The sequence below is a fragment of the Roseomonas sp. FDAARGOS_362 genome (assembly GCF_002754815.1).
In the GTDB taxonomy this organism is placed as follows: domain Bacteria; phylum Pseudomonadota; class Alphaproteobacteria; order Acetobacterales; family Acetobacteraceae; genus Roseomonas; species Roseomonas mucosa.
Genome location: NZ_CP024585.1, coordinates 1 through 9,720, shown reverse-complemented (window position 1 = coordinate 9,720; position 9,720 = coordinate 1). Strand labels below are relative to the sequence as shown.

Sequence of the window (9,720 nt, the reverse complement as noted above, 5' to 3'; positions counted from 1 at the left end):
CGGCATTCTGGGCCACCCCGATGCGCGCATGATCGTCGCGCTGGATCGCCTGCAGGACGCCGCGGCGGACTTTCACTCCATGGCGCGTCAGCACCTGCGGCCCAGCGAGTTCGAGAGGCGGGTGCGCAACCTGACCGCCTTCTACAAGGAGGAGCTGCGGCCCGCGAGCGCCAAGGCGAAGACGCTGGATGGCCTGCTGGCCAAGGCGCAGCACTGCCTCGCCGACCCGGCCGACCCGATGCACTTCTTCAAGCTGGGGATGTCGTGCCTGCGCGACTTCGCGGCTCTGGCGGCGGGGAGGCTGGCATGACCGACATTTCCCGCCGCGGCCTCGTGGCTGCCGCGCCGGCGCTCGCCCTGCCGATGCTGGGCGTGGCGGCAACCGCAACGCCGGATGCCGAGATCCTTCGGCTGACGGCCCTCTGGACCAGCCTCAATGCCCGCCTGGACGAGCTGACCGCCTCCCTCGACCACTGCACCACCCATTTCGCCAGGGAGGTCGTTTGGAAGGAAATCCGCGCGCTCCAGGCCGAGGAGTGGAGCGTCCAGGATGCCCTGGTCGAGGCCCAGGCGCGCACCATGGAGGGCCTGCGGGCGAAGGCCCAGCTCCTGCACGACTACCTGCAGATCATGGGTGAGACAGGACCCGGACTGGCCGAGGTGATCAGCCTGTCGATCTGCCGCGATCTCCTGCAGGGAAGCATCCAGGCATGAAGCGCCGGCACATTCCCAGGGAGTGTTTCTGCTGCGGGGCCTACGAGCGGAAGGGCGGCACCGGCCGCCTTCTCCCCTGGCACGGCCGCAAGCGCGAGCTGCAGCGCAGGCTGGGCGACAGCCCGCTCATCTGCTCTGAGTGCATCTCCTTTGCCAAGCATGTGCTGTCAGGCGTGCCAGCGGCCGAGCAGAGGCGCGCAGCATGACCGCCCGGCGCCGCGCCTTCCTGGCCCTGCTGCCGGTCTCGGCAGTTCCCGCGACCGCTGCCGGGTTGCCCCAGCCCTCGCCAGATGCGGATCTGATCCGGCTATGCCACGCCTTCGATGATCTGGAGGGCCAAATCCAGGCTCTCTACGAGGACGGCGCCACCCCCATCGCCGATGATGAGGAACGGAAAGCCGCGATCGAACCTCTGAGGGAGCGTCAGGCGCCGATCCTGGATCAGATTTGCGCCCTGCGCGCCATCACACCGGAGGGTGTACGGGCCCGGGCCTGGACCCTGCGGAAGTGGGATGTGGACCTTATGTCCGACGGTCACCAGGGCGACACGAACGAGCGGCTGATGCTGGCCCTGATCCTCGACCTGACGGGGGATCGCTGACACCCCAGCCTTGGCAAGATTGTGCTCCACTACCCAGCGGCATCTCCTGCACGATCCACGGTGCAGGAGATGTCCGAGATGTCAGACCCGGTTCTGCCACCTGCCCCCTTCACCCCGGAGACGCTGGCCGAGCGCTGGGACTGCTCCCCTGAGCACGTCCGCACGCTCTGCAAACAGGGGCGCCTGCGGTCTTTCAAGATAGGGCGGGGAATGTACCGAGTGCCGGTGGATGCTGTCGCGGAGTACGAGAATCCAGGAAAAACGGCCCTAAAGGGGTAGAGAATCATATTGCTTTGCCGCGCAGGAAAGCATAGCGTTCTGGCCATGGCGTCCAGCGGACAAGTCATAGAGCAGCTTGCGAACACCGCGGGGCTTCTGCCCAACACGGTAGAGCGGTCGCTCATGCCCCTGAGGGCAGATGGTTTGGTCCCCAAAGGGGAGCGAGGCACGCGCCAGGAGCGGGGTCAATACGAGCCGCAGCACTTGGCGAACGTTCTTCTAGGTTTTGCTGGAAGCCAGCCCAGCGACGCCGCCAGCTCAGCGAAGGAGTTGGGGAAACTGCGCCATATTCGGACACTCCGAGCCGAGGAGGAGATCCGCAAGAACGGCAACACTACTCTCCTTGATACCTTGGCTGGTGTGATCGATGACCTTGGGCGCCTCGTCTATGCAGCCCAGGAAGGATCTCAACCAATCAAGCTTTCAGCCAGCCAAGTTCCGGCTGACATTCACCTAAGTCTTGTTCCACTGCGGGCTTATGTCATTTGGCGGATCCACCCAGATCCTCCGGTGGTGGACCACTACTTCCTTCCGGAGAAGGGAATCACGTCCCCGTCCGGTCGCTATGCCCTGATCAAGCAAACGCTGATCGATCATGAACTCATCATCACTGCGGCCAATCTCTGGGCCGACAGTCTGATCAGACGTGATGAGTTCGCCCGAAAAAGCAAAGGCGCCAGCCCTCTGCCAGGAGAGCCAGCGCCTTCGCCTACTGATGACCAGTTCCGCAGGAAAACGCCCAACGCAACCGGAGACACTTACACCTCCGAGACTAATGCGTCGGGCGGCTCGGTTCAACCGGGCTCTTCTGTAGGACCGGTCATCTTTTCCCCAACACGCCCCACGAGGGCGAGAGGAGCGAGATAGATGACCAACTACCCCCTGACCCAACTCCCCCGCGCGGTACGACGCGCGACCGGGCACGACATCAGCTATCGCAGGTTCTGGAACGCTGCCGTGGATGGCAGGATCCCCGCCGAACAGGGCAGGAATGGCCGCTGGACCTGGGATTCGGATCAGTTGCCGGCAATTCTTGAGGCTATGGGCTTGGCCTCGGCCAAGCCTTCCGCCGCCGTCATGGCCGCCTAAAGCAAAACCCGCCTGGTCTGGGGGACCAAGGCGGGCTGCGGGAACTGACGCTACGACTGTACTACGGACAGACGTGATTTAGCGTCTACCTCGCCGCTTCGCTAGTGGTTTCTCGTCCGGGCAGGCTGAAAGGCGCTGCCATGACGCACCATCCTTCTATGGGATCCGCCAGCTATCATGCCGGCGACGGGTCCTATTCCAAATCCGATGCCGAGATCGCGGCCGCCATCGTGCGATCAGAGCAGGCCGGATGCGCGTACCGAACCCCCCTTCTTCGGGCCAACCTCTACCGGGCAATTTCCCTGGCCATCGTGAGCGGTGGAAGGCGGGTCCCCCAGCACTTCCTGAACCACGAGCGACCCTGCGTCGTCCTCCTGACCGACGACACACCGGACGCAACGGGCCCTGGGCGCTGGAAGCAAGCCGCCGACCTCATCCGCTGGGCAAGGGGGGCCATCTTCCACGCCGCTGAGGGCCAAGCCGACCAGTACAGCACCGCCGTCGCCGGCGCCCTGATCACGCGGCGCTTTCTCATCGTGGAGATGGAGAGCCGGCATCATGCGGAGTGGCTGGCCCTGGCCACACGCGTCGCGCCTCGCCTTCCCGTGCTGAACATCGTCCCGCCCCCAGGCAAGTCGCACCCCGACTACAGCAGGGCCAGGCCGGCTGATGGGAGGACGCATTGAACCTCCTTCACCGCCAGATGGCCCTTGCCCAGTTCGTCGCGGACAACCTGGACACCAAGGATCTGCGACTGCTCGCGGATGTCCTCAAAGGGATGTCGTCGAAAGACCGGGCCTACGTAGCCAGGAACGGCGGCAAGGATCCCGAAAAGGGCCGCGCGATCCTCAACAGGGCAGAACGCCTGGATCGTACCGCTGCCGCCCTCCACCGCATCGTGGACTGGTCGGCGATCTCGGAACGTGACGGGAGCAAGGTATGAGCTCCGCTGAATTACACAGCCTCTACAGGGCATCTCTCATCGCTGCGGTGATGGAATTTGAGCTCTGCGGCCATTCCATTCGCTTCAGGAGCCTCATGAGGCGAGCTGCCAGGCTGATTTCTTTGGCACGATGCGCCGAGGCGCTCAGATGAGTACATCGAGCCCCTCGAAAGGCAGCGACTTTGCCAAGGCTATGGGACCGGTCGCTAGAGAACTGCTTGGTGATCCAACCGATGAACACCGCGGGAAAGGCGAGATCCGCTACGGGACCCGCGGCAGCCTATCCATCGACCTGACGAAGGGCACATGGCGAGACCACGAAGCCGGCAACGGTGGAGGCGTCCTAGATCTCGTGCGAGCACATACCGGTCTGGATAAAGAGGGTGCCGTGAGGTGGCTGAGGGACCGTGGCCATCTTCCGAACGACCACAGCCCTTCAAAGCCACGCAAGCGTCAGGTAGCCGCATACGACTACACCAACGAGAATGGCGATCTGCTGTTCCAAGTGGTGCGGTTTGAGCCGAAGGATTTCCGGCAGCGCCGCCCGGATGGGGCTGGCGGCTGGGAATGGAAAACGGCTGGGATGGACCTGGTCCTTTTCCGCCTGCCTGAGGTGGTCGCTGGTGTGCGTGAAGGGCGCACCATTTACATCGTAGAGGGCGAGAAAGGTGCCAATGCACTTGCGGCTCTTGGGGTGGTCGCGACCTGCTCACCTGGCGGTGCGGGGAAATGGAAGCTCTCCTACGGCGAGCCACTTCGGGGAGCGAACGTCATAGTCCTCCCGGACAATGATCCGCAGAGCAGGCTGCCTGATGGTTCCCTCAAATGGCACCCTGACGGCAGACCCGTGCTCCCTGGCCAGGATCATGCAGCCGATATTGCGCGCCACTTGAAAGGCGTGGCGGCGAGCGTGCGCGTGCTGATGCTGCCGGATCTGCCCTTGAAGGGTGATGTGGCCGACTGGATTGCAGCCGGTGGAACACTCGCCGAGCTGGAGAGCCTGCAAACCGCTGAACCTACCGCAGAGCTAGAGCCGGCCCAAGCCGAGCAGGTTGACTACGAGAGCGGCATCATGGCTGTCGTAGAGAGATTCAACAGCCGGTTCATGCTCGTCAACGAGTCAGGAAAGGCGGTGATCTTCCAGCCTGGCTACGACCCGGTACTGAAGCGCCGACGGTTTGACAGGCTGACACATCGCGACCTCGGCCTGCTCTACATGAATGAGACCATTGCAGTCGGGATGGATGAAAAAGGCCGCACGATCCGCAAGCCAGTATCCGACGTATGGCTTCGTCACCCGAAGAGGCGACAGTACGTCCAAGGCGTGACGTTCGATCCCACCACGACCGCGCCGATTCCTGGAGTGCTGAACCTCTGGGAAGGCTTCGCCGTGGCTCCTGCACTTGGCGACTGGTCCCTGCTACGCGCTCATATCGAAGACGTCATCTGCGACGGTGACGACGTGCGCTTCATGTACCTCTTCGGGTGGATGGCCCGAATGTTCCAGAACCCCGCCGAGCAAGGCGAGGTTGCTGTGGTCATGAAGGGTGGGGAAGGAACCGGGAAAGGCACCCTGGCCAAGGTTCTCATGCGTCTAGTAGGGCACCACGGCTTGGCAATCGCCAACGGCAAGCATCTGGTCGGAAACTTCAACGCCCACCTTCGGGATGTGATCTTCCTGTTTGCGGATGAAGCTCTGTTTGCTGGTGATCGGGCTCACGTGGGAGCTCTGAAGTCATTGATCACCGAGCCGTATCTGACGATCGAAGCCAAGCACCAGAACGCGATCCAGGCTCCGAACTTCCTGCATGTGATGATGGCTAGCAACGAGGCATGGGTCGTTCCGGCCTCTCAGGATGCTCGCCGCTTTTTCGTGCTGGAGGTCTCTGAGAAGGTTAAAGGCGATCACAGTTACTTCGCCAGGATTTGGGCGCAAATGGAGGCGGGAGGCTTTGCGGCGATGCTGCACGACCTGCTGGCCATGGACCTGACAACCTTCAACGTACGCGCCGTTCCGACCACCGAAGGTTTGCAGCGGCAGAAGAAACTCAGCCTCCCTACCACAGAGGCTTGGTGGTTCGATTGCCTGCAGCGTGGCTATGTCTATCGTTCCAAGCTGGGCCTGGAGGAAATGTTTGCCCTCTGGCATCCAACCATTTCCACTGAACTGCTGTTCGCCAGTTACCTCGAATTCGCCAAATCCCGAAACGAACGACGGATCCTGAGCCGAGAGGATCTAGGCAGGTTCTTCGTGAGCATCGGTGCTACCGCTAAGCGGTGGCGGAACGGGGTCGTCGGCGAGCACTTGGCTGAAGTCGAGACCTTCAATGGATATGCCCGCCGCCCCAAGCCTGTCCGGGCTCCGCGGGTGACAGGGTATCATCTGGGCACCCTGGACGAAGCTCGTGCCGCTTTTTCATCTGCATCCGGCTTGGATTCCGTCTGGGACGACGGCGATCCTATGGAAGACGGAGGCCTCTAAAGGCTCCGAACGACCAAAGTGTCCAGGGTGTCCACCTACCCTGGACGGCATTCTTCCTAAAAAATCTATACATTTCAATAGTGTCCAAGGTGTCCAGGGTGTCCACCCTGGATTCCGAAAATTGTTTTTGCGGGAGATCTGAGTGGACCGAATTCATTCTTGTAGATCATGCAAAAGCAATCTTCCTACTTCCCGCATTGATTTCTACCCTGGACACCCTGGACACCCTGGACAGGTAGCAAAAACAGCTTGTTAGAGCAATTTTTTTGTCCAGGGTGTCCAGGGTGGGGTGGACAGGGAAGCATCGGTGATTGGATCGACTCTCCCCCAGAACCCAAGGCGCCGGCCGGGGAAGGGGTGCGAAAAATCGTAGGCACTACGCCTAAAACCGTACTTCCAACCGGTGTGGCTGACCGCGCGCCGCCGACGGCTCTTGGCTTGGCCTCGATTTCCCGGCTGGAGGCACCGGCTGAGGGCTGTGGAAGGGCACCCCGCGCGTCCCCAGCCGCTGAAACCGTCCCGGAGGATCGGGAAGGGGTTGGTTGGTCCCTCCGGAGATGTCTTTAGGGCACGCTCAGGCTCGAACGATGCGGAGGCTGGCCGGACAGATCATGGACGGCCACTTTCCAGGGCGTCCCATACGCAGGGAGTGGCCCGCTTCCACCAATGCGGCCGCTTCCTCGATGGTCCTGGCATAGACCGCGTTCTCCACGCAGTGCTTCCTGCCTTTGGCCTTGGGGTCACCGAGGACATACCTCCCTTTGTCCAGCGCAGGGTGCTCGGCGACGCCGCCGCGAGGTCTAGTCCGCTCAATCCGAAGCACGTGGCTCATCAGTCTGTCCCGTTGGTGGGCCACGATTGGCCCGCCGTTGGTGATGAGATTGTGGGGATCTGCCTTCACCAACCAGACCCTGGGACGGCGCTATTTTTAGGCGCGGCACTGCCAATAGGGCCTGCTCGTGTGACAGACACGGGAAAGCCCTTCGAAGACTTTCAATAGAGTTGACTTCTGACTTCTGACAGAACACTGTCGCTAGGTCACAGACCTTTTGCGAGTCTGCCCCATGCTCGTCGGATACGCCAGGACCTCCACCGCAGAGCAGGAGGCTGGGCTTGAAGCCCAGATCCGCGATCTGAAGGCCGCCGGCTGCGAACGCATCTTCTCGGAGCGCGTCTCCTCCGTGGGCGCACGGCCTCAGTGGGAAGAGGCCAAGCGCTTCGTCCGAGAGGGCGACACGCTGATAGTGACGAAGCCGGACCGCCTGGCACGCTCGGTGCACGATCTCACAGGCATCACGAAGGACATGCGGGCGCGCAAGGTCACGCTGCGCATCCTGAGCATGGATCTCGATACCAGCACGGCGACCGGCGCCCTGATCCTCAACGTGCTGGGCTCCGTGGCTGAGTTCGAGCGATCCCTGATGCTGGAGCGGCAGCGCGAGGGCATCGCTGCGGCGAAGGCCGAGGGGAAGTATACTGGCCGCAAGCCGACTGCGCGCGCCAAGGCTGACGAGGTGCTGCGGCTGAGGCAGGAAGGGGTGTCCGGCGATGTCATCGCGAAGCAGGTCGGTATCAGCCCCGCGTCGGTGTGGCGCATCGTGAAGGGTGCGAAAAACGCCGCGTAGTGTAGAGAGAAAACCTTATTAATTAGATTTGGCCATTGAGTAATTCCTCCGTTATGGGCTGAGGAATTACAAGCTCATCATGAGCGACGTTCTCCCCGTATCCGCCGATGAAGCGCCGAAGAGGAACCGCAGCAGGAAGGCGGTTCCTCTCGGCCCGTCCCGGCTGCGTGGCACCAACTATCGGCTCGGCCCGTATTCGACGCAGGCCGCTGTCCAGGGCCTCGATCAGCGGACCCGGGAAGGCCGACTGATGCGTCAGATCCGGAAGGACCTCATCGACCACCTGGGCGGCAACCCTTCGGTGACGCAGCGGGTCATGATCGACCGGGCCGCCTGGCTATCGCTGCGCATCGCGTTGCTGGACGCGAAAATCCTGGATGGCACTTTCACCGAGCATGACAGCCGGACTTACCTGGCTTGGAGCGGCCATCTCAGCCGCCTCATGCGAGACCTCGGCTTGAAGGGCGCAGCGCAGGCCCCGCGCTCGCTGCGTGAGCACCTCGCGGCGAAGGCGGGGGCGTGAACCCCTTTCCCTCCATCCGCGAGGCGATGGCGGACCCTCAGGTGTTCGCCCCGCACTTCAAGGGGACCACCTGGGACGCCTGGCGGGCCTTCCTCTCGGCCATTTTCGGCCTCCCGATGACTGACGTGGAGTTGGCGATCTACCGCCAGCACACCGGTCGCGTGGAAGCCCGGTCTGCGCCGTTTCGGGAAGCGGCTTTGATCATCGGACGCCGCGGCGGCAAGAGTCGTATCCTCGCTCTGATCGCCACCTACCTCGCGACGTTCCGGGACTATGAGGCGTTCCTGGCACCCGGCGAGGTTGCCACGATCGCCGTCATCGCCGCCGACCGAAAGCAGGCGCGCGCGATTTTCAAGTACGTCATTGGCATGCTGAAGGCCGTGGATCTCCTGGCTGCTGAAATCCAGGATGAGACGGCCGAGAGCGTCACGCTCCGCAATCGCGTGGCCATCGAGATCCACACCGCCAGCTTCAGGGTCACCAGGGTGTGGAACGGCATGGAATAGGAACCCTGTTGGAGGGGTGATCGGCGTCCAAACGGGACCCCACTGACGGCGGGGTTCACAGTGGTTCCCGGGATGATCGGGAGCCAGGGCTGGGATGCTGGTCGTGGAGACGGTGGCAAAGATCCGGCGCCTGCACTGGGTGCAGGGCAAGTCGATCAAGGCGATCTGTCGCGAGCTCGGGATTTCGCGAAAGGTGGTCCGGAAGGTTCTGCGGTCTGGGGAGACGGAATTCCGCTACAGCCGGGCGCGGCAGCCGCAGCCCAAGCTGGGACCTTGGCAGGCCGATCTGGAGCGCCTGCTGGAGGCGAACGAGGCGCGGCCGCGGCGCGAGCGGCTGACGCTGGTGCGGGTCTACGAGGCGCTGCGTGGGCTGGGATATGAGGGCGGCTACGACGCGGTCCGGCGCCATGCGCGGGGGTGGCAGGCGTCACGGGCGACGGCGGTGGCAGCAGCCTTCGTGCCGCTGAGCTTCGCGCCGGGCGAGGCGTACCAGTTCGACTGGAGCCACGAGGTCGTGCTGATCGGCGGCACGACGGTAACCGTCAAGGTCGCGCATGTGAGGCTATGCTACAGCCGGATGCTGTTCGTTCGCGCTTATCCGCGCGAGACGCAGGAGATGGTGTTCGACGCCCATGACCGGGCGTTCGCCTTCTTTCGCGGCACCTGCACGCGGGGCATCTACGACAACATGCGCACGGCGGTGGACGCGATCCTGGTGGGACGGGATCGTGCCTACAACCGGCGTTTCCTGCACATGTGCAGCCACTACCTGGTCGAGCCGGTGGCCTGCACTCCGGCCTCAGGCTGGGAGAAAGGTCAGGTCGAGAACCAGGTCGGGCTGGTGCGGGAGCGGTTCTTTACGCCGCGACTGCGGGTGAGGAGCTACGAGGAGCTGAACGCCCTTCTGCTGGACCGGTGCGTGTCCCATGCCCGGGCCAATCGGCATCCGGAGCAGAGG

The 9,720-nt window shown here is 63.0% G+C and carries 11 protein-coding genes and 1 pseudogene; 11 read left to right on the top strand and 1 reads right to left on the bottom strand.

What is annotated here, in order from left to right:
- The first annotated feature begins 916 nt into the window (after positions 1 to 916).
- From CTJ15_RS03745 to CTJ15_RS03725, 7 genes are all read left to right on the top strand, one after another.
- Positions 917 to 1,315 carry a hypothetical protein gene (locus CTJ15_RS03745; RefSeq protein ID WP_099781189.1) on the top strand — a complete coding sequence of 133 codons (399 nt, stop codon included), beginning with the start codon at positions 917 to 919 and terminating at the stop codon, positions 1,313 to 1,315.
- Between the two features lie 69 nt (positions 1,316 to 1,384).
- Positions 1,385 to 1,594, top strand: coding sequence for a helix-turn-helix domain-containing protein (locus tag CTJ15_RS25280; protein WP_126281804.1), 210 nt, complete (start codon positions 1,385 to 1,387; stop codon positions 1,592 to 1,594).
- A 204-nt stretch (positions 1,595 to 1,798) separates the two neighbouring features.
- On the top strand, positions 1,799 to 2,461 hold the full coding sequence (locus CTJ15_RS23805; protein WP_126281803.1) for a hypothetical protein: 663 nt from the start codon (positions 1,799 to 1,801) through the stop codon (positions 2,459 to 2,461).
- The gene (locus CTJ15_RS03740) at positions 2,462 to 2,683 is read left to right on the top strand and encodes a hypothetical protein (protein ID WP_099781188.1); all 222 of its coding nucleotides are present in this window, start codon (positions 2,462 to 2,464) and stop codon (positions 2,681 to 2,683) included.
- 140 nt (positions 2,684 to 2,823) lie between these two features.
- Complete coding sequence (locus tag CTJ15_RS03735) at positions 2,824 to 3,369, top strand: hypothetical protein (protein ID WP_126281802.1); 546 nt, start codon at positions 2,824 to 2,826, stop codon at positions 3,367 to 3,369.
- The gene (locus CTJ15_RS03730) at positions 3,366 to 3,626 is read left to right on the top strand and encodes a hypothetical protein (RefSeq protein WP_099781186.1); all 261 of its coding nucleotides are present in this window, start codon (positions 3,366 to 3,368) and stop codon (positions 3,624 to 3,626) included. Before CTJ15_RS03735 ends, CTJ15_RS03730 begins: the two co-directional genes overlap by 4 nt.
- A gap of 148 nt (positions 3,627 to 3,774) precedes the next feature.
- Positions 3,775 to 6,108: a DUF5906 domain-containing protein gene (locus CTJ15_RS03725; protein ID WP_126281801.1), complete on the top strand. Its 2,334-nt coding sequence runs from the start codon at positions 3,775 to 3,777 to the stop codon at positions 6,106 to 6,108.
- Positions 6,109 to 6,682: 574 nt separating this feature from the next.
- Here CTJ15_RS03725 and CTJ15_RS23800 read toward each other — a convergent pair.
- The gene (locus CTJ15_RS23800; RefSeq protein ID WP_126281800.1) at positions 6,683 to 6,940 is read right to left on the bottom strand and encodes a hypothetical protein; all 258 of its coding nucleotides are present in this window, start codon (positions 6,938 to 6,940) and stop codon (positions 6,683 to 6,685) included.
- Positions 6,941 to 7,172: 232 nt separating this feature from the next.
- Here CTJ15_RS23800 and CTJ15_RS03720 point away from each other — a divergent pair, with 232 nt between their 5' ends.
- The 4 genes and pseudogenes from CTJ15_RS03720 to istA all read left to right on the top strand — a co-directional run.
- Positions 7,173 to 7,733, top strand: coding sequence for a recombinase family protein (locus CTJ15_RS03720; protein WP_099781184.1), 561 nt, complete (start codon positions 7,173 to 7,175; stop codon positions 7,731 to 7,733).
- A 79-nt stretch (positions 7,734 to 7,812) separates the two neighbouring features.
- Entirely contained in the window at positions 7,813 to 8,256 is a 444-nt protein-coding gene (locus tag CTJ15_RS03715; protein ID WP_226945927.1) for a hypothetical protein, read from the top strand.
- Positions 8,253 to 8,762, top strand: a complete 510-nt coding sequence (locus CTJ15_RS03710) for a hypothetical protein (RefSeq protein WP_099781183.1) — start codon at positions 8,253 to 8,255, stop codon at positions 8,760 to 8,762. Before CTJ15_RS03715 ends, CTJ15_RS03710 begins: the two co-directional genes overlap by 4 nt.
- Positions 8,763 to 8,856: 94 nt before the next feature.
- Positions 8,857 to 9,720, top strand: a pseudogene (istA, locus tag CTJ15_RS03705) (IS21 family transposase); the annotation flags it as partial.

Excerpts from the sequence above, each read along its gene's own strand:
- CTJ15_RS23800 (WP_126281800.1), bottom strand. The coding sequence starts at position 6,940 with ATGAGCCACGTGCTTCGGATTGAGCGGACTAGACCTCGCGGCGGCGTC.
- CTJ15_RS25280 (WP_126281804.1), top strand. The coding sequence starts at position 1,385 with ATGTCCGAGATGTCAGACCCGGTTCTGCCACCTGCCCCCTTCACCCCG.
- CTJ15_RS03720 (WP_099781184.1), top strand. The coding sequence starts at position 7,173 with ATGCTCGTCGGATACGCCAGGACCTCCACCGCAGAGCAGGAGGCTGGG.
- CTJ15_RS03745 (WP_099781189.1), top strand. The coding sequence starts at position 917 with ATGACCGCCCGGCGCCGCGCCTTCCTGGCCCTGCTGCCGGTCTCGGCA.
- CTJ15_RS03715 (WP_226945927.1), top strand. The coding sequence starts at position 7,813 with ATGAGCGACGTTCTCCCCGTATCCGCCGATGAAGCGCCGAAGAGGAAC.
- CTJ15_RS03725 (WP_126281801.1), top strand. The coding sequence starts at position 3,775 with ATGAGTACATCGAGCCCCTCGAAAGGCAGCGACTTTGCCAAGGCTATG.
- CTJ15_RS03735 (WP_126281802.1), top strand. The coding sequence starts at position 2,824 with ATGACGCACCATCCTTCTATGGGATCCGCCAGCTATCATGCCGGCGAC.
- CTJ15_RS03740 (WP_099781188.1), top strand. The coding sequence starts at position 2,462 with ATGACCAACTACCCCCTGACCCAACTCCCCCGCGCGGTACGACGCGCG.